The sequence below is a fragment of the Spirochaetota bacterium genome, from assembly GCA_017999915.1.
Taxonomy (GTDB): Bacteria; Spirochaetota; UBA4802; order UBA4802; family UBA5550; genus RBG-16-49-21.
In genome coordinates, this window is sequence record JAGNKX010000001.1 from 604,143 (window position 1) to 629,681 (window position 25,539).

Genomic DNA, 25,539 nt, shown 5'->3' on the forward strand with positions numbered 1-25,539 from the left:
TAAAAAAAACGTATGTACATTGAGTCCATGATAAACAACCGATGTTTAATTATAATACAAAGCCCTTGGTTCAAGAATGTATTAATCAATTGACTCAAAATCACCGTCTATCACAATAACTGTTGTAACTATTAGTTGAAATAGGGAACTGGATGATACGGAACTATGACATAGTGATAGTGGGCGCCGGTCACGCGGGTGTAGAAGCGGCATTGGCCTCGGCGAGGAGGGGCTTCAAAACGCTGCTACTCACCGGCAATCTTGACACCATTGCGCAGATGAGCTGCAACCCGGCAATCGGCGGCCTGGCCAAGGGACACCTCGTCAAGGAGATAGACGCGCTGGGAGGCGAAATGGCGCGGGCCATCGACGAGACCGGGATCCATTTTAAAATGCTCAATAAAAGCAAGGGGCCTGCGGTATGGGCGCCGCGGGCCCAGGCGGATAAAAAAAACTATCAGTTCAGGATGAAACACGTTCTCGAATCGGAGAAAAACCTTGAGGTGATACAGGATATCGTCGAGGAGATCATCGCAGAGGGAGGGGCTGTTGCCGGTGTAAAAACGAAAAGAGGACAGGAGCATTGCGCGAAAGTTGTCATTATATGCACCGGAACGTTTTTAAAGGGACTCATACACATTGGAGAGTACCAGGAGCGAAGCGGAAGGCTGGGAGATTTTTCCTCCGAGACATTGTCTGATTCATTGCGAAGGCTGGGATTTCCGGTGTTGCGCTTGAAAACCGGGACGCCTCCCCGTGTTAATGGAGAGTCGATAGATTTCTCACAATGCGAAGTACAGCATCCTGACGAAAAGCCGGTGCCATTCTCCTATTCCACGGAAAAGATCGTGCAGCAACAGGTCCCCTGCTGGATTACTTATTCCACTGTCGACACCCATGAAATTATTAAACGAAACCTGCACAGGTCCCCGCTCTACGGGGGAGTCATCAAGGGAGTGGGCCCACGGTATTGTCCATCCATTGAGGATAAGGTGGTCCGTTTTTCTGATAAATTGCGCCATCAGCTTTTTCTTGAACCTGAAGGATATCAGACCAGGGAATTCTATATCAATGGGTTTTCCAGTTCCCTTCCGGAAGATGTCCAGCTTGAAATGATACGAACGATACCGGGGCTGGAACATGTCAAAGTAATGAGGCCGGCTTACGCTGTGGAATACGATTTTGTGCCTCCCACGGAATTATATTCAACCCTTGAGACGAAAAGAATAGCCGGGCTTTATCACGCGGGCCAGATAAACGGGACCTCCGGTTATGAAGAGGCAGCGGCGCAGGGCATCATTGCTTCAATAAACGCCGGGAATAAATTGATGGGGAAAGAGCCTCTCATCATCAAGCGCTATGAAGCATATACTGGAGTATTGATCGATGATCTTGTCACAAAGGGAGCCAATGAACCGTACCGTATGTTCACATCAAGGGCAGAGCATCGGTTGATACTTCGCCAGGACAACGCTGATTATAGAATGATGAAGTACGGCTATGAAAACGGGCTGATCGAGAAAGAGATCTACGAAGCAATGGATGAAAAATACAAAAAAATCTATTCCTTGATCAACAGCTTCAAGAATAGAACAATAGAAATAGATGAGTTGAACAAAAAGATTATTACGAGCGGTGATGGGAATCCCGTATCACCGGGTAAATATAAAATAGATAAGCTGTTAAAGAGGCCTGATGTTACCATACAGAACATAATGGCTATTTCTAATGAGCATTTTGATCCGGATCTTGCACCGATTGTTGAAATGGAGATCAAGTATGAAGGATATATTGCGCGGGACCAGGAGCGTATAAAAAAAATAGAACGGATGGAGCATAAATCGATACCAAGGGATATTGATTATGGCTCCATTACAGGATTAAAAAAGGAAGCGCGGGAAAAGTTGAATATGATCAAACCTGAAACCATGGGCCAGGCCATGAGAATTTCAGGGGTTGATCCTACGGATATATCCATACTGCTTGTACATATTGAATCTTTGAAAAAGTGAAAGAGAGGTTCCACGTGGAACACGTGTTGCTGATGGAATGGAAGAATAAGACCGGAGTAACCATTGATTCTGATAAGGAGGTTAAGCTGATCAAGTATGCTGAATTGATCCATGAAACGAATAAAAAATTTAATATTACCGGTTTTAAAACAGTTGAGGATATAATTAAGAATTTGATTGTAGGAAGCCTCGATCCCCTGTTTTCATTGAATGTTCCACGTGGAACATTATTTGCCGATATCGGGACCGGGGCAGGGATCCCGGGAGTTCCCCTTGCTATATTCAATGAAAATTGGAAAGGCCTATGCATTGATTCAAACAGTAAAAAAATCTCCTTTGTGAAATCCGTGATCCAGAAGTGCGGGATAGAAAATTTACAGGTGCATAACGGCAGGCTAGAAGATCTTGCCAGGGGAGAGATGAGGGAAACCTGTGATTACGTATTTTCGCGCGCTCTGGGAGAGATATTTTTTGTTCTTGAAGTGGGTGCTCCTCTTCTAAAGAAGCAGGGGCTATTGTATGTTTATTCTCATGCTGCACCTGAAGAGCTGTCATCTTCTATGTGTAATCACGCAACAGAGGTGGGATTGACGTTGCTGCAACGGTCCAGATATACTGAGTATGGCTTCGGCGATACCGGTCTTCTTTTTTTTAAGTCAGGAGCAACAGAGAGCAGGTATCCCAGGAAGACGGCTGCAATAAAAAGGGATATAGCCCGATTAAAGGCATAAGGACCCATAAATTTGATGAAGACACGAGCTATACTATTTTTCATTGGGCTGATTGTGATCTGCTCTATGTCTATTGCAGAAGCAGAAGAGGACACGATCCCCTATGATAGGATTTTGCGTGATAGCACACTCATTGTGCCTGGAATCGGCGCTGAAGGGATTCTCATAAATGAGGACATTGAGGATGTTTTTAAGCGTGTCGGTCGGATGAAATACAAAGTATCAAAGCCCCGCGCCACCGGAGAACTTTTTAAAAATGTATTCAATGTAAACAGCAGGAAAAAAATATATTTTGAAACACTCTATTATCATGAAGAGAACAAGTATACAGCCTGTGTCTTCCATGGGAAAGTTGTCGCCGTTATTGGCTTGAATAATAACAGGGTGACCCTTGATTCCGTCAATTTACGGAGCGGTATTAACAGTTTCATTTTCAATTACGGGAAGAGAAATCTTTATCTGGTCAAGAGCGATTCCAATGCTGTCTATATCTATCCTGACCGGGGCACAGCCGTGGCGGACGATGGCATGAATGATTCAATAGATTTCTATATTGTCTTTAGGGGGGAAACCAGCGAAACCAGATAATTTTTGGCGTCCATAATGCACTGCCGGATATTCCATGGTGCGGTTCCGGCAGCAGAGGTGACGGAACCAGTTTAAAATAACAAGTGTTATGCTTTTAGTTATGATGAAAAACGCATGACATGAGCAATAATTGAATATCCACATCATTGCCTTGTCCGGCGTAATAGACGGTGACTATTGGAATAATTATCCCGGGTTTAGAATAAGTCTGTTGACTTTTAACCAATGAATAATGAGAATAAAAAATCACGGAAAAATATATGAGGGTTCTATAATGATACAAAAGATTATTTATGCATTGTGCTCAATCATTATTATCGGGTTATCTGTTTCCGGTTGTGGAAAGAAAAACGGGAAGGAAATAGAGATACGCGGATCAAGGACAATGGAACCGGCGTTGGCCAGTCTTGCTGAATCGTATAGTAAAAACCATGGAGCAGCTATTAAAATTATATCGACAGGTTCTCTGAAGGGATTGACCTCGTTGAGTGATGGAACCTGTGACATGGCCAGTTCTTCGGTTAAAATGCCGGCCCAGATGGTGTGGGAAGCCCAGAAGAAGGGCGTCATCGTAAAAGAATTTATAATTGCCTATGATATAATTGTTCCCATCGTGCATCCATCAAACCAGATCAAAAATTTATTTCAGGGTCAGCTGGCCGACATGTATTCCGGGCTGATCAAGGATTGGAAGGTTATAGAGATCAAGCCGGGAAGAATCATTGTTGTCGAAAGGGATGACAATTCGGGAACAAAACTGCTCATGAATGAGAGATTCTTCGAGCTTAAGAAACCTATGGAAACGAGCGTCAAGGTCAAATCCGATGTCGATGTTGTAAATTATATCGCCAGGCACCCCTCTGCCGTGGGTTATGTCAGCAAACGATTTCTCACTACCGGCGTCAAGGCGGTCAATATCAACGGGTTCAGCGGAACAGTGGAAAATGCAGAAAAGAAATATTATCCACTTTCCCGTGAGTTATACCTTTACGCAAACGAGAAGGTTTATGCCGGGGATGTGAAATCATTTATTGATTTCTGCACGAGTAAAACCGGCCAGGATATGATGAAGAAGGCGGGATTTATTCCTGTGGATCTCATTAATAAACAGGTGAAATAGGGAAGTGATATGATTTCCATTGGCATAATAACCGTGAGTGACAGGTCTTCGAAGGGCCTGCGCAAGGATTTGTCAGGACCTGCCATCCGGCAGTGGGCCGAGGGTAAAGGGTATCTTGTTCAGAGAGAGCTGATTGTCCCCGATGAATATGAGGAAATAAAAAGAGCGTTGATCGAGCTTTCCGATGCTGATATCAATGTGATCCTTACAACAGGAGGAACGGGCTTTGCGCCGCGGGATGTTACGCCGGAAGCAACCCTGGATGTGTTGGAAAAACAGGCCCCGGGATTTGCCGAAGTAATGCGAATGAAGTCATTTCAGGTGACGGCCCACGCCATGCTTTCCCGGGCCGTTTCCGGTATACGGAAAAGGAGTCTCATAATAAACATGCCGGGGAGTCCCAAGGCGGTTCGGGAAAACCTGGGTTTCATCGAAGCTGCTATTCCCCATGCCGTTGAATTACTCAAGAACAAGGTCTCTGACTGCGGTGGGACATAATAAGAATCATGACTACCATGGCGGCGGATTGATCTCCATGACATGGTTATGGTAGCCGAGGAATAATCTATCATTCTCGTAGAATGCATACAGGCCGTCCAGGTACCCTGGATCGCCGATATCCTCATGGCGCAAATTAAAGTAGTATTCCCGCATGATCATGATGTTCCAGTCATGGGTGACGTTGACAGTGGAATGCCTTTGTGAATTAAGCTGGTTGACCAGTATCGATAATTGTATCCGAGCAGCCTCAGGGAGAGACATAATTAGATCGGCGGGCAGCTCATTATCGAACCATTTTCGAATGAATTTCGTCTGGCCGATTTCTTCAATAGCGCGAACCACTGATTCCCAAATACCGGTTATGTAGGGACCTCCCAGATCAAAGATAAAACCCTCCAGGGTCGCGACCTGCTTGGCGTTTGAGATACCTTCACGGATGCAGTCAGCAGTTTCCTTGCACCGGGGTACGGGACTATGGTATATTGCAATGGGGCTATAGCGCGCCAGGCTTTGCCCGAGGTTGTACGCATCCTCTTTGCCTTTGCTCGTCAGCAGCAGGTCAAGGGCGTTTGCCATTTTATTGATGGGATGACGCTCTGCATGGCGAACCATGATGGCTATGGCGCCGTGTATTTCCGGTATGTTAAGATTGTTTTCTATCATGAAAACATATCTGGAACCGATGTATCTTTCAGTCAAGCTGTTATCGGAGTGTGTCTGATGATACATTTAATTTGTCTTGACTTTTTTTTTGTCGCAAATTGTGGTGGGTCTATTCATTTTTCACGATTTGTAGATTTCTTATGAATTGTATCTGTACATAACTATATCTTAAGAAATGCTATAAGAGCGTCAGGCATGTCTCTGGGAGAATATGCATGGCATAAATTTGCAGGAGCGTTACATGACTCGACAAGAAATTGTAGAAAAGATTCTTGAATTACTGAGGGATGAATTTGAAATAGAGAATCCGGATCTGGATGATAATCTCACTGAAAAATATGAATTCGACAGTATCGATGCCATTGCATTGCTTGAATACGTTGAGGATTTTATCGCGTCTCCCTTGACACAGGAAGAAAAAAAACAGGCCATGGAAATCCGCTCGATCAATCAGATTTGCGATTTTATCGAAGGTGTTATGAAAAAAAGATAATAACCCGAATCAGGTAAAGAGCCAGAACTAACATGGAACGTAGAGTCGTCATAACAGCGGAATCAGCCATAACGCCGATCGGGCACGGGAAGAAAGCCATTTTCAGCAACCTGATTAACGGCGTGTCAGGTATAAAGAATATCAAGCAGGAAGACGATCTGCTCTCCAAGTACCTTCATTCGAAAGTCTTTGGCCTGGTCGATTATGAAATCGCCTATGAGTTTTCCCGAAAATTCACCAAAACCCTGGGACCGGTTTCATACTATGCCTGCCAGGTCGCCAAGGAAGTAATTGAACAGGCGGGTTTGGACCAGGAGTTCCTCTCATCCGGCAGAGTAGGCATAGCCTTTGGATCTACCCATGGAAGCCCCACGGTTCAGCGCCATATATATGAAGCTTTTTTCGATCCGGAGCTAAAGGGTTACGCGAAAGTAAACGCCACGGATTATCTGAAGTCCATGGTGCACACGACAGCGGTGAATATTACCCGGATGTTCGGCATCACAGGACGGGTTATATCCTCCTGTACCGCGTGCACCACCAGCAGCCAGTCCATTGGATACGGATACGAAGCGGTAAAATACGGTCTCCAGGATGCGATGATCTGCGGCGCCGCTGACGAATACGATACCACAACCGTCGCCGTCTTCGATAATCTGCTGGCCTGTTCCACGGCCTATAATGACAGGCCCCATCTGACCCCGCGGCCCTTTGACGTGAAGCGTGACGGACTGGTGGTCGGCGAAGGAGCGGGGGCTGTCCTCCTCGAGGAGTATGAACACGCGAAACGGCGGGGGGCAACGATCCTGGCCGAGGTTATTGGATTTGCCTGCAGCAGCAACGGCGGCGATCTGATACTGCCCAATGCTGATGGGGTTAAACGGACCATCAGGATGGGCCTGGAAAACGCGCGGATCAATCACGATGAAGTAGGCTTTATCAGCGCCCATGCAACATCCACCAAGGTTGGTGATGTCGTTGAGGCCCAGGCGATACACTCGGAATACGGCGCCGGGCCGCTGGTATCCGGACTTAAAAGCTATATCGGTCACACCATGAGCAGCTGCGGGGTCATCGAGGTCATTTTTACCTTGTACATGCTTCAGGAGGGCGTCATTGTTCCTACTCTGAATCTGGAGGAGGTTGATCCGCGGTGCGATATGATACAACATGTGTCCACAATAAAGGAATGTGAAGTGAAGATAGCATCGATACAGAATTTCGCCTTTGGCGGAGTTAATACCTGCCTGTTCATACAAAAATGGAAATGATTCTGTATGTCATTCATTTACAGGGTCATTAAAGCTCCCCTTGATGTTATAATTACACTTATATGCTGGATTTATTTTCTTTTTGGATACCTTTTTTTTTATATACCCTTGCTTATTGTTTTGAATCCATTTACTTCTGATAAGGAGTCGCTATTTCAGAAGATAAACCATGTCTTTTATAAAGTGTTTTTCATGCTTCTCAAAATCATCACTCCGGGGCTTTCCCTGGATATTAGCCCTGAGGTCATGCAAATAAAATCTGCGGTGGTTGTAGCAAACCATCGATCATACCTTGATCCAATTCTATTGATATCGCTCTTTCCACGGCATAGAACGATTGTGAAAGGGATTTTCTTTACCATACCGATCATGCGATGGATTATGAAGTCCGGCGGGTATATACCCTTTGCTCAATCAAGCGAATCCAGGGAGATTATGAGAGAGGGAATACAGGGAATGTCTCACTTTTTCCAGAAAGGGGGCGTCCTCTTTATTTTTCCTGAGGGACGGCGGAGTCGAGACGGGGCACTGGGGCACTTTCAGAAAGGAGCATTTTCAATTGCCGCCCAGTGTCGGATGCCCGTAGAGGTTTTATATATCAATAATTCAGATACATTATTTACCCCGGGCAAATTCTTTTTCAATACATGTCTGAAGAATCGAATTACCGTTGAGCGCGTAGGCCGAATTGATCCGGATGATACAGGTCATTCTCACATTCAGGCGCGTATCATGCGCGATAAAGCCTTGCAGCTTATCCAGCATAGAATAGATAAAAAGCCAGATAATTGAAAAAATAGATTGGATTTTGCCTGTATGAAAGGCATACAGAAAGCGTCTTTTTAAAAGCAGTTTAAAAATATCTCTGATAATTAAAATAATTATAACGACCGATAATAGAGGTACGGGGAGTATGATTCCTGGGTGATGTTGTATGCTCCCATTCTTTTGGGAGCAGATATCTGTAATCAATAACGACAGAATTTAATGGAAACTGATATCACTGTGATGAGCCATGGGAAATTATAGTAATAGCATGATCAGAATTATCGTCGGAGCAATCGTATTTGTCTGTTTGGCTCCTAGCTTCTCCTCAACGGCAATGGCCGGCCAGTATCTTAAGATCGATAAAATTGACGCCACATCTGAATTCCCTAAAGTAAAAGTATCAGTAACAATAGGTGGAATTGACTGTTCATCCGGTGCATTGAGTGATAATGACCTTATCATTGATGAGGATGGTTTGAGAATTGAAGAACCTCTGACAATCATGAGAGCCCCTGAACCGGAAAATTATTTATACCTCGTATTCTCAATTGATTCAAGTAAAAGCATCAGTAAAAAATTTTTAAAAAAAATAAAAATGTCGGCTCGGGACATTGCCGGAAGCATTGGCGCTAATGACAAAATCGCGGTGTACCGGTTCAATGACAATGTTGAATTGTTGAATAGCTTTTCTCATGATACTGATGAAATCATGAAAAACATCGGTGGAATTGAGCGTCATGGAAGCAAAACGCTCCTCTACACGTCTATTTATGATTCCATTGAATTATTGGATAAGGCCAAGCTGATTAATAAGAAGGTAATAGTTTTTACCGACGGCAAGGACGAAGGGAGCAGCGTCGATGAGGAGGACGTCATTCAGTTCGCCGGCAATGCTATGGTCCCCATCTATTTTATTTGCTGCAAGGATTCAAAAAATATCCGGTCCATGGCCCGGATTTCACAGCGCACGGGCGGCAAATTAATATACAGCAATAGCAATGACGTCTCCGGAATGTATCGAACTATCATATCCATTATGAAAAACAGGTATACGGTATCCTATCCTACAAAATTGAATTTAGACGGCATGAACCACCGCATCGAATTGCGGTTAAAGCATAAGGAAATACGGGATCGGGATTCAGAAGTTTTCTTTTTAGATAAGAAGGGGAGTGGCAGCCCCATCATATCGAACAACGCAATTATCGTCCTCAACATTATTCTCTTGATTATCATGCTCTCTGTGATTTGTTTCTTTTTATACAGGGAAAAAGAGCTGTTGAAGAGAAGGACAGAAGATACGCAGAGATCTGTTCCCGTCCATGATGATCTGGCGTCCATGACGCCTCTCGAAGATGCGAGCGCTGCATTTGAAAGGAGTATCGGTGGCGCCTGGCTGTTACAAAAAAACGGATCTGCAATCGGGAAGAAATATCCAATTCAATATCAGGATATTATCATCGGCAGCGGAAAAGACAGCACCATTTTTATCAACGATTCATCCGTGTCGGAAAAGCATTCCAAGATAAAGAATATCCAGGGGATGTATACGCTGTTTGATTTGATCTCCGATCGTGGTACCTATTTAAATGATAAAAAGCTCCTGCGGCCGAAAGTTCTCCATGACTGGGATGAAATAACCATTGGATCTACGAAACTGATTTTTCGTGCCTCGCCATTGCGGGGTGAATGAATAATTGACACCGGCGATATAAAATCCTTGACTTCTTCACATATTTTAATTTTTGTTTATCCAGCGGGCTTTTGATGCTGCGCATAAATCAAAACAAAAATATTATTTCTGAGATCGATGAAACATAATCCCTTCACCAGTGAGGACGCAAGTAAAATACTGATAGTGGATGATGAGCCCTTTATTCGTAAGGTATTATCCAAGTATCTGATCGGAAAGAATTATATCATTGAAACAGCAGATAATGGCGAAGTCGCGATAGATAAGTTAAATTCTGAACCATTTGATCTTGTCCTGACAGATCTGCGGATGCCCAAGATGGGAGGCCGAGAGTTGCTGCAGATCATGTCGGAAAATTTTCCCAGCATACCAAAGATCGTCCTCACCGGTTATGGCACCAGTGAGGACATCATACTGGCCCTGCAGACCGGCGCCTATGATTTTCTTACAAAACCGATAACTGATTTCGGGATCCTTGATCATTCAATAAAAAGGGCGATCGAGCGAAAAAAGTTGAATGATGAGAGAACCCGGTACTTGCAGCAGGTCAATCAGATCAACGAAATTATCACCATGCTGAACCAGGGCAAAAGCACCGATGATATCTTCCATTCCCTCAACAGCACGTTGAAAAAAATCATACCCTTCGATACTCTGGTTCTTCTCATCATCAACAAGGAAACAGGGATGGTCGGGGTCAAGCTTGTGGATTCGGACCGGAAGTCAGTATTCACAACCGATTCAAAGTTTTCCAAGGATGACCCGATTCTCAATGATGTATCGATGACCAAGGCCTTGTTGTCAATTGATGATGTACAGGATTTCCCCAAGGCTTATTCGGAATCAGAGTTCATCAAAGAATTCATCAAGGGAGAATACAAATCGCTTCTTATCCTGCCGCTGATCATGAAAGGTGTGAATCGAGGATTTCTTCTGTTCGCATCCGGATCCGTGGAAGCCTTTGTAAAAAGCCATGTCACGTTTCTCGAATCCATTGGCGGCCAGATTTCCTTCAGCATAGAACGGGGCGAGCTGATAGCTGAGATCGAGCAATATACGAAAAACCTGGAGCATACCATCGAGATTCGCACAAAGGAAATACTCAAGACACAAAAAAGCATGATATTTGCCCTGAGCAAAATCGCCGATACAAGGGATAGGACAACCGGCGACCATCTTGAGCGCATTCGAAGCTATTGCGTATTGATAGCGCAGATAATGAAATATTCCGGCAATAATGAGATCACCAACCAATTCATCCGGGACATGTATGATTCCTCAATACTTCATGACATTGGGAAGGTGGGTATCCCGGACAGCATTTTGCTTAAAAAGGATAAGCTGTCCGATGAAGAGTTGCAGATCATGCTGAGGCACGCTACCATCGGTTACGAGGCCTTGAAAACAGCGTCCAAGGACCTGGGAGAGGATTCATTTTTAAAAATGGCACTTGATATCACCCTGTACCACCATGAGCGCTGGGATGGCAGCGGGTATCCCTATGGCCTAAAAGGCACTGAAATACCTCTGTCAGCCAGGATTGTTGCAATAGCCGATGTCTATGACGCTCTTACAACGGCGCGGCCCTATAAAAAAGCCTTCACTCATCAAGAGTCACTGGATATATTTAAAAACGAATCGAATAAATTTGATCCTGAGCTATTGAAGATATTCATGGAAAACGCTGAAGAATTTGATCAAATCCGCATGCGATTCATTTCTGATTTGCAATAATCGTGAGCATTGTTATGTACGGGCAGAATGTCAATATTAGAATCGGCGGTCCCCTGACCCCTATGGTGAAAAAGCTGATGATCATCAACGGGGGCATTTTTATCTGTCAGCAGATCCTAGGAATATTCTATCCCGGGTATGTAGAGCATCTCTTCGGGATGAATCATGTCGGATTCATACAGGAATTCAAGCTGTGGCAGATAGTCACCTACATGTTTCTCCACGGCGGGTGGTTTCATATTATTTTTAATCTACTGGGATTATGGATGTTTGCGGGAGAGCTGGAACAGAACTGGGGAAGCGCCGTTTTTCTCAGGTATTATCTGATCTCCGGGATAGGCGCGGGATTTTTCATTGCCCTCATGAACTACCTCATGTATGCCAGGAGTGGGATAAATCCCGTGACTATCGGAGCATCCGGCGCTATCTACGGCATACTCCTTGCCTATGGCGTAACCTGGCCAAATAGAAAAGTGCTGCTCTATTTTGTCATCCCCATCAAGATTAAATATCTGGTGATGATTTTTGGATTGATCGAATTTTTAGGCATGCTTTCCTCAGCTGCCGGGACCGGCGGTAACGTAAGCCATATTGGGCACCTGGGCGGCCTCATTACGGGCCTGGTATACTTTTTTCTCCGCATACGGCGATCAGCCAATGCCGGGGTATCTGAAAAGAAGACGGATGGGGGATTCCTTTCAAGTTTCTTTAAGAAAATGAGGATTAGAAGAAAGAAAAAGGTGATAGAGACGAGAATAGAGTCGAAAAAAATTATTGACGAGCTTCTGGAAAAAATTGCGCGCCAGGGCATGAGTTCCCTGACACCGCAGGAAAAGAAAAAACTTGAATGGGCCCGAAAGCATTACTATCCTGACAGGGATGAAACACTGCATTGATTATTAAATAATAATATGCAATCGTCCTCCAGATTGGGGACGATTTTTTTTTATCGAGGCACGCAAAATGCCTTGAGCTTTGCTGCGGGGGTATTTTATATTCTTGAAACTGTATCTGTGCTGTTGTATACTGAAATATGCATACGCAGATGGTGTCACTCGAGTACAATAACAGTCCAATACAATTGGCTGCAAGAATCAGGGACAGGGGTGATGACCTGATTTTCTGCATCCATGGCCTTGGATGTGCGAAAGAAAATTATCATGATGTCTGGTCGCAAAAGGCGTTAAGCGAGTATTCCATAATTGCTCTTGATCTGCCCGGGTTTGGCAATTCAGCCGGGTTGGATGACTTTTCCTATGACATGAAAGAGCTTGCTGCGGTATGCGGTTCCTTTCTTTCGCATTTTCCCAATAAAAGGGTGCACATAATCGGACACAGCATGGGCGGCGCCGTGGGACTTTTACTGGCAGATTCCATCCATGAACGGGTAGCCTCATTTATTAATGTTGAGGGAAATTTGATCGGCCAGGATTGCACGGTGAGTCGTCGGAAATCATCGAGCAGTTTCGAGAATTTTAAAACAAAGCAGCTGCCGGCAATGATCCATTCCATGGCCATGTCTGACGAACCGGGAAGGAGGCTTTGGTCGGTCCTGATGAAAAAGGCGGATCCCCGTGCTCTGTACCTTTCTGCCCGGTCGCTGGTCCAATGGTCTGACAGCGGTATCTTGTTGAAACAATTCCTGGAGCTGACCTGCTCAAAGGTCTATGTGTACGGAGAATTTAATTCATTCATGAAGGTGCTGCGTATGCTGGGAGACCTGCCAGCAATTTGTATTTCTAAAAGCGGGCATTTTCCCATGAATGACAATCCCGATGAATTCTACTATTCCGTTGCATCTTTTATTGATAGTATTCGGTGATGCTATTCAATAATGATAAATTCCACCCTGCGGTTGAGAGCTCTTCCAGCGGGCGTGCGGTTGTTTCCTATCGGTTTGCTTGAACCGTACCCGGCCACTTCGAGATGTTTGGGATCAATCCCTTTTTGGGTTAAATATTTTTTAATCGATTCAGCCCTTTGAACTGATAATGTCTGGTTGAATGGCGCCGTGCCCTGTATGTCGGTATGCCCCTCGATACGTACGTTGACGTTCTTTTCCTTTATGATCTTTTCAATTTTTTCCAATTCCTTGTATGAATCGGGAAGGATTGTTGCACTATTCACTTCAAAATTGATTTTATCTGATATAAAAAGAACCTCCTCGGTATGAATGGAGTTAAGTATGGACCGCATGGTCGCAATTTCATCATCCGTCATTTTTTGGGGGTTTGCCGGCGGTTCTTTTTCCTTGATCAGTATTTTATTCTGATATGATAAAAGTACTCTCTGGTCTACAAAAGCCGGGTTGTTAAGCTCCGTTATGCCGGAAAGTGAATATACGGTCGACATATACAGGGGTTCGATCACCTGCTCTTCACCCGGTTGTTGTGCCGATTTTTTCTGTTTTAATTGCAGCTTTTTCATTTCCTTTGTATCTTCTTGTATATCGAAACCAAGCTCCGTGCCGCGGATGGCGGCTACGACGGTCGGTGTTTTTATTTTTATATCGTAATCTTTGAATAGCTTTTCGAATTTTCCATACATGGATCCGCTGTTCAGCTTCAGCAGTATTTTTCTGACAGACATTTCATCAATTCTCATCATGCTGTTTTCAGAAACACGGATGGCCATGTCGCCGTGAAAACGTATATCCATGTGCGAATTATTCTCTGTTTTTACTTCATATCCCAGGCCGAGTGTTTGACCCACGATTGCTATCTCCCATTTTTCCGACGGGGATTTCCTGTATGAGGCGTTACCGAGGACAAAAGTAATTTTTGGATTTTTTTGTATCAAAACCGGCAGTTGGACCATGGCGATGTCCGTATAGAGAATAAAGCCGATACCCAGGCCGGCGATAGATAAGAGTATAAGAATAACGATTAATTTCTTTATCATAACCACTCCATATTATCTGTATCAATAAATTACATAGAGGAGTATGGGAAGTCAAGCCTAATCATGAATGCAGATGATGACTTGAAATGAATCAGTTGGCTCACTATCGTGCTATATATTCTTCTTTGTCAGCCCGATAAAAATAAATGCCGCTCTGTGGGTTATTGCGATCCATGCCCCTGAGATACAGATAGTATATGCCTCCGAAGTGACGTTCATAGTTAAAATCAGGAATCAGGTTTTTCAGCCAACGGAGGAGTGCTGTGGCATAGATATTCATCTGTAAATCATAGCCCATGTCATGGATGTTTTTTTCAATGGCATCCCAGGAATATCCTTCTTCGATAAAATTCGATTTCCAATCAAGAATATAATATTTATCATTAAAGACGAAAATCATATCGATAAATCCGTGCATGAAATCGCCGCAGGCAGCTGTTTCAGGTACTATGAAATGAGTACCAGCGGGGACGGAGTAATAGAATTCGATTTCGTGCATTCTGTTTTTTAAATTTTTCAAAATCAGATCCGAGCCGTTCAAAGGCGTATTAAGGGTATGCCAGATTATTCGTGCGGTCTGCTCTCGAAGAATATTTATATCTGCTGAAATGAATTGGCTCATATGGAGCTGAATGGACTTTTCGATTACCGTTCCGGTTTCTGTGCCCGAGGCGGTCAGCTCAGCCGGATCGGTGGCGTTACCTGCGAGTTGAAAATCGATCTGCTCAAGAATGCTATGGAGCATGATTCCGGTATCTTTGCTATGGGGAAGATCGTGCGTGTTTTGATGATCTGATGAGGCGAATCCGGCGACAAGGAATGTTTCATCATAATCATTGGCATCAGGAATGGTATTGCCGAATTTTGGAGATTCCTGATCGATCGGTTCATGGTACATAGCTGCTTTTAGTCCGGAAAACGAATCAATACGTATTCTGCGGTCATATAATTGTTGCGCATATTCCGGGACTAATGGCTCAGGAATTGCCATATCAAAGGCAGGCTTGAGTTGTTCAGTGATTTGTTGTGCATTTTCATCATATCTTGTCTCAATGGAGCGCCAGTCCACCCGGTCCTGCTTGCGCAGCTGTTTCAAGGCTGTAAGAAGTTTGTTGCCCAATATACCGGCACTGCTCTGCGACCTGCTGCCCGGCTGGAATATGGGAACATAGAGCTTCTCCTTTGCCCTGGTTAGGGCAACATAGAAAAGGCGTTCCTCCTCGCTGTTGGCCTCACGGTCGTACTGTGACTGATGATCAGAGCTCATGACCAGGTCAAAGACCCTGCCGGAATTGGCGTGATATGTCCAGAATGGCGCTGTCTTTTTTTTTGTATATCCCCCGGCAATGAATACCGTCTTGAATTGAAGGCCTTTACTGGTATGAATTGTGAGAATCTGAACGCCGGGATTATCCATATCGATGGCGTGTATATTATAATCATCGTGGGATGATGCATCATTCCGTCGCAGGCCTGCTAGATGGTCCACAAGATCTTGGATGCAGTAATTGTTCCGGTATGCTTCCATGTCGAGGTTTTGCAATATTGAGCGATAGTTGATAAGCGCCCGGTCATGATCGTCCAGATCGGAACAATAGACAATGCCGGTATCTTCAAGGAACGATTGAAAGATTAGAGGCCATTTTTTTTCCGATCCCAGCCGGATCCATTTCGCGAAAAGTCGGTCGGCCGGATGATCATGGAGCATGCCGGTATAATCAAGCAACTGTTGAACGGGAACACGGAAGAAACGCGTGAGCAGCGCTTTTTTTCTGGCCATTAAATCATGGGGGCTCGCTATAACAGAAAGGAGCAGCTGTATTTCAAGGGCTTCCTTTGATTGAAATAGTCCTTCTTTTTTATAAAGGGAATAATTGATTTTTTTCTTTTTCAGGAATTTTTCGATGGCTTCAGCTTCCTTCCATTTCGTCACTAGAATTGCTATTTCATTGAGATTAATTGACGGATCGGCGGAAATCATAGCCTTTATTTCATGGGCGATATAACGGGCCGATTTATATTTAGCAGCACTACCGCTGCAGGTTCCACAATCCAGGACAGTAAGGGACCCGTCAATACAGCGAGTATCATCGCTTTTGCTTTGCGGATAATGGTTGGGCAGGTAATGAATAGTGTCGTCGGAAAACCATTTTTTTTCGGCAAAAATAGCATTGTATAAGGCAATAAGTGAACGTGTGGACCGCCAGTTTTGATCAAGACTATAATACCCGGCATTGAAGTGAAAAATCATATCATCACGGGCGGTGTAGTAGGCATGAATATCGGCACCGCGGAATCCATATATGGATTGCTTGGGATCCCCGATAATGAAGAGCCTGTTCTTTCCTGAATCGAGGAAGATTGTGCGGAATATGCGCCATTGAAGCATATCGGTATCCTGAAATTCGTCAACCAGGGCATAGCGATATTTTTTCTGCAGCGCACTCTTCAAAAGGGAGGTCCTCGTGCTGAGAGCGCTATAGACGCGGGTTATCATATCATCATAGCTCAATAATCCATTTCCTTTTTTATGCTGAAGTGCTAATTCTTTCAGCTCATTCACGGTGGCTGTGGTGAGGGCATGGCGAAGCGTGGCGATATCAAGGGCTCTCAGTTTTTCCAGAACCTCAATGATTTCAATAAGACGCGGTAGTTTTTCTTTGTAGTCGGAGCCATCCTTGTTCCAACGAGTATTCAATTCATAAAATCCCTGGTCACCCAGGTTAAGGCCTGTGATGAAATCATCAAGAGCATTGGGATCACAGGACTTTTCTTTATGTTCCACGATTAGTTCAACAATTCGCATTATTATCCGAAGCCGCTTGGCCATGCTGTTTTTATTGATATTGAGCGAAGCATAGCGGGCCGGGAAATCACTCTTGGAGATATCGCCGGGATCGATGAAACCTATAAGCTGTTCCAATTCATGAAGGCAGGTCTGGCATTGTAATTCAATTTCGTTCAGAGTTGAAATAATGTCTATCTCATGGCTGGGGATAAGAACGTCATTGCCATAAGACTGGAATCGCAACGCTATTTCTATTGTTTCATTTTCCCAGGAACTGAGACTTCCGGCGGTCGATCCCGGATAGAGGGATATCCTGAGTATCTTGCTCAAATCTTCAACAAATCGATTCGGCCATAGGTCTCGCATTATATGATGCAGAACATCCTTGTATACGGACCTGTCATCGGTCAGTTGCCCTTGAAATTGCTCATCATTTTCAAAGGCGAATTCCTGGAGTAGCTTGTTGCAGAAACCGTGGATCGTGAAAATCGATGCAGAATCAAAGTTGTCAAGGGACATCTTGAGCGTTTCAGATGGATATGTATCCAGCGCTGCCGTTAGGTTCTCCTGTATGCGTTTTTTGATTTCAGCCGCCGCTTTTTCCGTGAAGGTTACAACAAGAATTTCTTCAAGATTGACGACCTTGCCTCTTTTCAACAGCTCAATAACCAGGTTTTCAATGGTATATGTTTTTCCAGTGCCTGCCGAGGCTTCTATAACAGCATGGGAATCCAGATCTATCTGATCAATGCTGTGAACGGGGATCGGATCTTTAAGGGGATCATTCGTCACTATGGTCACTCCCGATAAATGAGGTGAAAAGGATCCCGAAACGGTTGCGGACTTTAATGTACGCATCAGCGGGAACCTCTGGTTCTACAAGATCGAGAAGCGCCATGGGCCGGTAGAGCGGATACATCTTCTCGGCATCATCGTCGATCATGTCCACGAGGGTCTGACGGTATCCGGCTATCCCTTCTTCATCAGGGTCTTCATGCACGGTGGGAATGTGTATAATTCTTTTATCACTCAGTATCGGAATGGGGAGCAGGTCGAAGTTCTCTGCGTTAAGGAAATCTTTTAAAAGAGAATGCAGGTAGTGCCTGCTCTCTGATTCGGTCAGTTTAAAGGGATAGGACGATATCCCTTTTTGATGCGACACATGGATGGTAAAGGATCCTGAGCCTATAAGTTCTCCAAAATCCGCATTGTAATTGGATGCGGCAGCAACATAGAATATGAATGGAAGGATGAGATGAAGAACTGAAGGCTTTGAACTGTTGGTCATAACCAATGTTTCAGAATCGCCTGTCTCTGGGTTTTTCCAAATTGCAGGGAGTGATCCGCTCAGCTCTACGGTAATAGTTAGATCATGGTCGGTAACAGGACATTGAATTGATGGAAAAAACTTGTCTGGCACTATGCCTGACTTATTTGGGCCGATTGACACAGCCTGATGCCAGGTATAGGAATTCCGGGCAAGAATAAAGTCCAGGAGATTATGGCCGTTACAGAAGCGCCTTTGCACATCTGCCTGCAACGAATTATAATCAATATCACTGAAGGCACCGATCGGCATAAAACCCATGAGCTTCAAGTGCCGATAATAGTTGCCCATATATGTTTTAAGATCAGTGGCATTTTTTGATCTGAGAGCAAATGTAAGAGAATTGATGATAAATTCATGATTTGACGGGTAGACGGAGAAAAAGGGCTCAGTGGCTTCAACGGCACGATCATCTGATTCAGTGTCATATATTGAAAGATGCCACCGCAGGGCAGATTCGGCCGGGTTCATCAAGAATGATCTGATGTCATTGAATGAAACGGATGCAGTTACAGGCTGTGTTGCTTCTTTAGCCCGGGGGATGGAAAAATCAGGAGTTTTGTTTTGCAAGCGGTCTGAGAGTTGAATGGCTACTCGTTCATCCAATGAATACAGGCGTGATAATTTATTGAGCATAATAAGTCTGTCAGATTCACTGTAATTAACAGGTTGATATGAGCCGCGTAAATCGGCCTGAATCAGGTCTGAATATTCAATGAAAGCCGGACCATGACGCAGGTAGTCAATACTGCTTCCAGATGGCGGAATGGTAATTATATTAAATGTATTTTTTACGACATGATTGCTTACATAGGTTATAAGCTGACCGATTACCGAGTTAGGATTAAAATCCTGATCCTTCTGAAGGTCCTTGGAAATATAGGTGATATAGAGCTTTTCTCTTGCGGCAAGAAGGATTTCAAGAAAATGATACCGGTTGATGTCGGGACGTGTCGTATCGCCGATCTTTCGAGCCTGGGTCATCAGATTCAGGGTCGAAAGATCCCTGGGGCCTGGGAACAATCCTTCCTGCATGCCCATGATATAGACGATCTTGAAAGGAATATGCCGCTGTGGAACCAGGGCTGATATGTTTATACCGCTGGTTAAATAGCTTCCCTGAGCACTGGTAATGCCGGTGAGGGCATCAATGATGAATTCTTTCAGAGCGGTGATGGACAGCAATGGCCGTTCATTGGTAACAGTGAGTTGTTCGAGGATGGCAAATCGGTTCAGATCTTCCATGAGGCTGGAATAGACATTGGTTTCATCGGGCCTATCCGCTGGAATGGTCAGGAATTCTGCTATCAGTGTTTTAACATGATTGACCCATTCGAGAGGCGATGCCTCAAGGGAACCGAGCCCTTTAGTTTTAACATGGAGAAGTTCAATGGCGTCATTGAACGTATCAATGAGACGCTGGTCACCGCTGGCGATATCCGAAAATGGAATGATATTGTTGAAATCAAGAAATCTGCCCTCGTGGATTGAAGATGCCCTCGTTTCCATTATTCTCCCATAGCGGAGTCTGAGAAGTCCCTGGCGCCAGGTAAATAAATTCTGCTCCGGGTCTAGCGCTTCGTTTTTTTCAAAGCCGCGGTAAATATTGAGTTTTTCAACCCAGGAAAGCCAATCCATGATGTCGTCAAGGGTCATGGCGTGGGCCTTGTAAAAACAGGGATTGCGAACGAGAGAGATCACCTCTGAACGGGTGAAGGACCCGGCTGCGATTTCAATAAGGGACACCACCGCCTGTGCGAAGAGGCTGTCTGTGATGGCGGTGGAATCGATTATGCTGTAGGAAAGGCGTCGTGGCTCGCGGGAGAAAATGGAATGGATGACCGGCCCATAGAGGGCCATGTCAGGGACCATTATGGCAATATCGGTCATTCTGAGGGTACTGTCGCGTTCAAGGTTATACAGTATGCTGTTAAATACGGCTTCCACCTCGCGGTATAGCTCGGTACAGGATGCAATCTGAATGGTGGTATCCTGATTTATACGGGCGTCGGGATCAATCCACGTTGACCTTCGCAAAATCTGATCTTGGACAATGGCAAGGGTTGTGCTAGCCGGTTGGTTTTGTTTCGGAGCAATCCAGTGAGAGGTGCAGAAACCGTCCCTGCTGCCGGCTTCTTCAATAATGCTCAGGAGTTTTATGGTTTCTCTTCCGGTCTTACCCCATAGCTTGAGGAGCGGATTTTCATTTTCATCAGAGAATAATGCTGATCCATCCTGCGTTTCTTCTATGGGGATAGAACGAATTCGTTGCCACCGCTCTTCACCGGGGGTGGGGATATCTTCCCAGAATTCGGAACAGGGATTGATCTGATACATGACAATTGAATTATTTTTCCCGAGTTCGAAAATCATCGATGCATGGAATGGTGAAAGATGTGATTCGCCGAAGATGATACACCTTTTGGGAGAACAGTCTGAATGCTTTCCTGAGAGGTGGTTCCAGTACTGGGGAAGGGTAAACCATGTTTTAAGAATTGAATCCCGGTACCCACCTTTTGAAAAAAGCGTTCGATAGAGATGGCATTGGGCTGACTCAATGTCGTTGTTCAAATTGAGGGCACCCATCATCCAGGAATGGATCATGTCTGAACGGTACAATTCGTATTCCATGAAGTAACGGGCAAGCCTTGATGATAACTGGAATATCTTATAATCATAATCGCTTTTCTTTGTATTATCAGTGTCGAACAGGTATTGTCGTATGAGCCTGCAATGTTCATTTTGAGGATTGATGGAGGCTATCGCATGATACAGCAACAGCTGTATATCTTTTTGATCCAGGAGGGAAGGTTTTTTTTTGTCCGGGTTCCGATAATCCAGCAATTCCCATAGACCGTCATTGAGGAAACGAAACGTGACATTCATGAAAATGCCGTTACGCTCTGCGATCTTGAGTTGAATCCATTTCTGAACATAGGGGTTTGGCACAATTATGGTCAAGGGATCGAAGGGGTCCCCGTGCCGAGCTATTTCATCGGCAAGGTTATGAGTCAATGCTTCAATGGAGTTGCTGAAAAAAAATTGTATTGGCATGGTCGCCCTGTCGGATTATTCGACCCGGTCCCGGCGGGGAAGGATGGAATCGGGATCTATTTCCCCAATGTTCATGAAAATATAATCGGGTTGATAGGGAAACCGGTGGGCCATCTCACGGGTCGTAATCCCCGATAGGACGAGACAGGTGGTCATGCCCGATTCAATACCGGCAATGATATCGGTATCCATCCGGTCGCCGATCATGAAACAGCTAGCCGAGTGCACCCCGAGCTTTTTCCGGGCCCAGTACATCATGGCCGGATTGGGCTTGCCGAGAAAGTAGGGGGCCATGCCGGTGACTTTTTCAATGGGCGCGACCAGGGCTCCGCAGGCAGGAACCGGGCCGCGTTCCGTCGGACCGGTGATATCAGGATTGGTAGCAATGAAACGGGACCCTTCACCGATGAGCAGGGTGGCCTCCACTATCTTCGCATAATCATATTTTTCCGTTTCACCGACAATGACGTAATCAGGATTGTCCCGGGTTATTGTAATATGCGCCTTTTCAAGCTCAACCTGGAGGCCTTTGCCGCCTATCACATAGGCGGAACAGCCCGGTTTCTGGTACAATAAGAAGCTCGCCACCGCCATGGCTGACGTGTAGAAGTGATCCTCTCCCGCTTCAATGCCTAGGTTGCAGAGATTACGGTTGAGCTGTTCAGGGGTGTAGTACGAGTTATTCGTCAGGAAAAGAAATTTGTGATTGGCCCTCTGGAGTCGATCGACAAATTGAAGGGATCCGGGAATGAGGGAACTTCCGCGGTTTATGACACCGTCCATGTCAATGAGGAACGCCTTGTCATAGCTCCTGTTTTCCGGGGCTGTGGTGATCAATGGATCGGTCATGGGCAAAAATCCTACATTTCATCAATGATCATTTTCAATAACGCCTGTGCATCGTGAACATCTTCCTGGATTTTCTGCATTTCTCCCGCTTTTTTCGTGCTTTTCACTTTATTATACTTATCGATAAGAACTTTAAATGTCTGGGAAAGTTTGTCAATCTCTGAATCAAGGCCGGGTGTCGTATCCATAGCAGTAAAGGTCGCCACCTCGCTCTTCATTGTCGCCGGATCAATGGTTTCGCCCCAGTCCGGCACATGGGTCATAAGGCCAAACTCGTTGTGGAGCTTGTCGGCAAAGGTCCGCGCGGATTGCTCTTCGCCGTGGATTACAAAAACCTTGAGTTTCGGATTTTTGATGTTTTTGACCCATGATGTCAGGCCTTCCTGGTCGGCATGGGCGGAGAATCCACCGAGGGTGTGGATCTGGGCTTTTACCGATACGTCCGTGCCGTATACACGGACCTGTTTCGCCCCTTCAATGAGGCGGCGGCCCAGAGTGCCCTCGGCCTGGTAGCCGACGAAGACGATGCTCGATTCAGGTCGGAAGAGATTGTATTTCAGATGATGCTTGATGCGGCCGGCGGTACACATGCCGTTCGCTGAAATGATGATGGAGCCCTTCGCTTCGGTATTGAGCCATTTGGATTCATCGGTTGACCGGGTATAATGGAGATTGGGGAATGCCAGGGGACTGTCGCCGGAAAGTATCCGTTTCCGCATCTCTTCATCAAACAGGTCTTTGTTCTTTTTAAAGATTTCCGTAGCTGATATGGCAAGGGGTGAATCGATATATACCGGCATGGTCGGTATCTGGTTTTCCTTAAAAAGCTTGGAAAGAGTATAGATGATCTCCTGGGTCCTTTCAATGGCAAAGGCAGGAATGATAATATTTCCTTTTTTATTGTATGCCTCAATGATGATATCCTTGAATTCTTGATAGGTGTCGGTTTTATTCTTATGGAGACGATCGCCGTAGGTTGATTCCATCAGGAGTATATCGGCTTCTTCAACGATCGCCGGATCGCAGATGATGGCCTGTTCCTTTGGTCCGATGTCGCCGGAAAAGACAATTTTTGTCTTATTATTTCCTTCATCGATCCACATTTCGATAAAGGATGACCCCAGAATATGGCCAGCGTCCCGGAACCTGACTTCCACCCTGGGATGAACCTGGATTACTTCATCATACGCGACAGGAACAAAATTTTTTAAAGACTCAACAGCATCTTCGCCGGTGTAGAGAGGATCCACCGGTTTGCGGCCGAGTTTCAGATTTTTCTTGTTTATGAAAGCCGCGTCCATTTCCTGGATATGGCCGCTGTCGGGAAGCATGATGGAACAGAGGTCCGCTGTTGCCTTGGTCGCATAGATGTTTCCATAGAAACCGTTTTTTACAAGTTTTGGGATGAGTCCGCTGTGGTCGATATGGGCGTGGGTCAGTAGCAATGCGTCTATCTTCTTCGGGATATAATTCTGATGGAAGTAATTTCGTTCACGAATCTGCGTTGTCCCCTGGAACATGCCACAGTCAACCATGATGGTAAAATCCGCGTCGCTTATAATAAATGATGAGCCGGTGACTGTTTTAGCCGCTCCGAGAAATTCTATTTTCATGATTGACTCCCTAATAATGAACCGTAAGGCTAAAAAGAACTGTTTATACCCTTGCAATCATTACGCAAAGGCCCTTATCAACCCCATGACAGGATTGGATATATTATAAAATTATTCAAGCACTATGATTTTTTTTGTAAAAAATGGAGACTGAGAGAACTTTTTTCTCCTTTCAGAGATTATTTCGGATTGTTCTGTCTGAGGGAATGGCATAAGGCTATGGCTGCCGCGTCAGCAGCATCGTCAGGGGTAGGGATTTCGCGAAGATTAAAAATCGATTTTATCATGAATTTCATCTGTTCTTTGCCGGCCTTGCCGTAACCGGTAATGGCCTGCTTGATCTGGGAGGGGGTATATTCACAGTAACTGATATTTTTCAGTTTGAGAGTGAGGATCACGGCACCGATCGCTTTTGCCACATCAATGCCGGTGGTGATGTTTTTTACAAAAAAAAGTTTTTCAATGGCTGCATGATCAGGATTGTGCAGCTCTATTATTTCCGTAAGTCTTGAATGAATCTCGAACAGGCGGTCCTCGATGGATGAACCCGATTCAGTTGAAATAATGCCGTAATCTATCAGACGTTCGCTTTTTTCTACCACAGCCCAGCCCAGTATGCCATAGCCGGGATCTATGCCGAGGACCCTCACTGCGCCTCGCTGATCTTCATCATGACGTCATCGGGAATATCATAATTGGAATAGACATTTTGAACGTCATCAAGGTCTTCCAGTACTTCAATGAGCCTTAAGCATTGGGATCCTTTTTTCTCGTCCAGCGTAACAGTTGTTTGAGGTATGAAGGTTATTTCATCTTCAATGAGCTTGAATTCCTTATTCCCCAGCACATCGTGTACTTCATTGTAACCGTCGGGAGGAGTCACTACCTCGATGTTGCCGTCTTCGGTCTTGATATCCTCAACATTATTGTCCATGAGAAGCTCCATGACCGCGTCCTCGGTGGTCTGCCCGGCCTCGATCAACATGTATCCCTTGCGGTTGAAAAGATAGCCCACTGACCCGGTCTCACCGAGGTTGCCTCCATGCTTGGTAAAGGCGGCCCTTACCTCAGCCGTGGTACGGTTGCGGTTATCTGTGAGACAACTCACCATGATGGCGACGCCGCCGGGGCCATATCCTTCATACTGTATCTCCTCATAGGTTACTCCCTCGAGGGTCCCGGTGCCCTTTTTTATCGCCCGTTCTATGTTATCGTTGGGCATGTTATTGGCCTTGGCCTTGGTAATGGCGGTCCTGAGCCGCGGGTTTGAGTTTATATCATCTCCGCCGTTTTTGGCGGCAACGGTAATCTCTCGGATTATCTTGGTAAAAAGGGCCCCGCGTTTTGCGTCTAGGGATCCTTTTTTCCTCTTGATGGTTGCCCACTTGGAATGACCGGACATTGTATTACCTCTTCACCTGGATAGTTGCGTT

The 25,539-nt window shown here is 45.1% G+C and carries 20 protein-coding genes; 12 read left to right on the forward strand and 8 right to left on the reverse strand.

Annotated elements, in window-relative coordinates; all coding sequences use genetic code 11:
• Positions 1 to 152 precede the first annotated feature (152 nt).
• The 5 genes from mnmG to KA369_02575 all read left to right on the forward strand — a co-directional run bounded on the left by mnmG (position 153) and on the right by KA369_02575 (position 4,949).
• Positions 153 to 2,012 carry a tRNA uridine-5-carboxymethylaminomethyl(34) synthesis enzyme MnmG gene (gene mnmG, locus KA369_02555; protein MBP7734832.1) on the forward strand — a complete coding sequence of 620 codons (1,860 nt, stop codon included), beginning with the start codon at positions 153 to 155 and terminating at the stop codon, positions 2,010 to 2,012.
• Positions 2,013 to 2,026: 14 nt separating this feature from the next.
• Positions 2,027 to 2,743 (forward strand): 16S rRNA (guanine(527)-N(7))-methyltransferase RsmG, encoded by a 717-nt coding sequence (gene rsmG, locus KA369_02560; protein MBP7734833.1) that lies wholly within the window; start codon positions 2,027 to 2,029, stop codon positions 2,741 to 2,743.
• A gap of 66 nt (positions 2,744 to 2,809) precedes the next feature.
• Positions 2,810 to 3,331 (forward strand): hypothetical protein, encoded by a 522-nt coding sequence (locus KA369_02565; protein MBP7734834.1) that lies wholly within the window; start codon positions 2,810 to 2,812, stop codon positions 3,329 to 3,331.
• Positions 3,332 to 3,605: 274 nt separating this feature from the next.
• Positions 3,606 to 4,451 carry a PstS family phosphate ABC transporter substrate-binding protein gene (locus tag KA369_02570; GenBank protein MBP7734835.1) on the forward strand — a complete coding sequence of 282 codons (846 nt, stop codon included), beginning with the start codon at positions 3,606 to 3,608 and terminating at the stop codon, positions 4,449 to 4,451.
• Between the two features lie 9 nt (positions 4,452 to 4,460).
• Positions 4,461 to 4,949: a MogA/MoaB family molybdenum cofactor biosynthesis protein gene (locus KA369_02575; GenBank protein ID MBP7734836.1), complete on the forward strand. Its 489-nt coding sequence runs from the start codon at positions 4,461 to 4,463 to the stop codon at positions 4,947 to 4,949.
• A gap of 12 nt (positions 4,950 to 4,961) precedes the next feature.
• On the opposite strand, the gene KA369_02580 is transcribed toward KA369_02575, so the two are convergent.
• Positions 4,962 to 5,615: a histidine phosphatase family protein gene (locus KA369_02580; protein MBP7734837.1), complete on the reverse strand. Its 654-nt coding sequence runs from the start codon at positions 5,613 to 5,615 to the stop codon at positions 4,962 to 4,964.
• Positions 5,616 to 5,856: 241 nt separating this feature from the next.
• On the opposite strand from KA369_02580, the gene KA369_02585 reads away from it, so the two are divergent.
• From KA369_02585 to KA369_02615, 7 genes are all read left to right on the forward strand, one after another.
• Positions 5,857 to 6,108, forward strand: a complete 252-nt coding sequence (locus KA369_02585) for an acyl carrier protein (protein MBP7734838.1) — start codon at positions 5,857 to 5,859, stop codon at positions 6,106 to 6,108.
• Between the two features lie 32 nt (positions 6,109 to 6,140).
• Positions 6,141 to 7,379, forward strand: a complete 1,239-nt coding sequence (locus KA369_02590) for a 3-oxoacyl-ACP synthase (GenBank protein MBP7734839.1) — start codon at positions 6,141 to 6,143, stop codon at positions 7,377 to 7,379.
• A 6-nt stretch (positions 7,380 to 7,385) separates the two neighbouring features.
• Positions 7,386 to 8,171, forward strand: coding sequence for a 1-acyl-sn-glycerol-3-phosphate acyltransferase (locus KA369_02595; protein ID MBP7734840.1), 786 nt, complete (start codon positions 7,386 to 7,388; stop codon positions 8,169 to 8,171).
• A gap of 244 nt (positions 8,172 to 8,415) precedes the next feature.
• The gene (locus KA369_02600; GenBank protein MBP7734841.1) at positions 8,416 to 9,840 is read left to right on the forward strand and encodes an FHA domain-containing protein; all 1,425 of its coding nucleotides are present in this window, start codon (positions 8,416 to 8,418) and stop codon (positions 9,838 to 9,840) included.
• A gap of 117 nt (positions 9,841 to 9,957) precedes the next feature.
• Positions 9,958 to 11,574, forward strand: coding sequence for a response regulator (locus tag KA369_02605; protein ID MBP7734842.1), 1,617 nt, complete (start codon positions 9,958 to 9,960; stop codon positions 11,572 to 11,574).
• Between the two features lie 62 nt (positions 11,575 to 11,636).
• Complete coding sequence (locus tag KA369_02610) at positions 11,637 to 12,470, forward strand: rhomboid family intramembrane serine protease (GenBank protein ID MBP7734843.1); 834 nt, start codon at positions 11,637 to 11,639, stop codon at positions 12,468 to 12,470.
• 137 nt (positions 12,471 to 12,607) lie between these two features.
• Positions 12,608 to 13,396 carry an alpha/beta hydrolase gene (locus KA369_02615; GenBank protein ID MBP7734844.1) on the forward strand — a complete coding sequence of 263 codons (789 nt, stop codon included), beginning with the start codon at positions 12,608 to 12,610 and terminating at the stop codon, positions 13,394 to 13,396.
• Between the two features lie 2 nt (positions 13,397 to 13,398).
• Here the strand turns inward: KA369_02615 and KA369_02620 are convergent, their stop codons facing one another.
• The 7 genes from KA369_02620 to KA369_02650 all read right to left on the reverse strand — a co-directional run bounded on the left by KA369_02620 (position 13,399) and on the right by KA369_02650 (position 25,508).
• Positions 13,399 to 14,475 carry an OmpA family protein gene (locus KA369_02620; protein MBP7734845.1) on the reverse strand — a complete coding sequence of 359 codons (1,077 nt, stop codon included), beginning with the start codon at positions 14,473 to 14,475 and terminating at the stop codon, positions 13,399 to 13,401.
• Between the two features lie 103 nt (positions 14,476 to 14,578).
• Positions 14,579 to 18,055 (reverse strand): UvrD-helicase domain-containing protein, encoded by a 3,477-nt coding sequence (locus tag KA369_02625; GenBank protein ID MBP7734846.1) that lies wholly within the window; start codon positions 18,053 to 18,055, stop codon positions 14,579 to 14,581.
• Positions 18,045 to 21,644, reverse strand: a complete 3,600-nt coding sequence (locus KA369_02630; GenBank protein MBP7734847.1) for an exodeoxyribonuclease V subunit gamma — start codon at positions 21,642 to 21,644, stop codon at positions 18,045 to 18,047. The genes KA369_02625 and KA369_02630 overlap by 11 nt, the downstream gene beginning before the upstream one ends.
• Before the next feature lie 15 nt (positions 21,645 to 21,659).
• Positions 21,660 to 22,493, reverse strand: a complete 834-nt coding sequence (locus KA369_02635) for an HAD family hydrolase (protein ID MBP7734848.1) — start codon at positions 22,491 to 22,493, stop codon at positions 21,660 to 21,662.
• An 11-nt stretch (positions 22,494 to 22,504) separates the two neighbouring features.
• Positions 22,505 to 24,106 (reverse strand): MBL fold metallo-hydrolase, encoded by a 1,602-nt coding sequence (locus KA369_02640; protein ID MBP7734849.1) that lies wholly within the window; start codon positions 24,104 to 24,106, stop codon positions 22,505 to 22,507.
• A 179-nt stretch (positions 24,107 to 24,285) separates the two neighbouring features.
• A complete protein-coding gene (gene ruvC, locus KA369_02645; GenBank protein MBP7734850.1) occupies positions 24,286 to 24,756 on the reverse strand; it encodes a crossover junction endodeoxyribonuclease RuvC in 471 nt (156 codons plus the stop codon).
• Positions 24,753 to 25,508 carry a YebC/PmpR family DNA-binding transcriptional regulator gene (locus KA369_02650; protein ID MBP7734851.1) on the reverse strand — a complete coding sequence of 252 codons (756 nt, stop codon included), beginning with the start codon at positions 25,506 to 25,508 and terminating at the stop codon, positions 24,753 to 24,755. The genes ruvC and KA369_02650 overlap by 4 nt, the downstream gene beginning before the upstream one ends.
• Between the last annotated feature and the right edge of the window lie 31 nt (positions 25,509 to 25,539).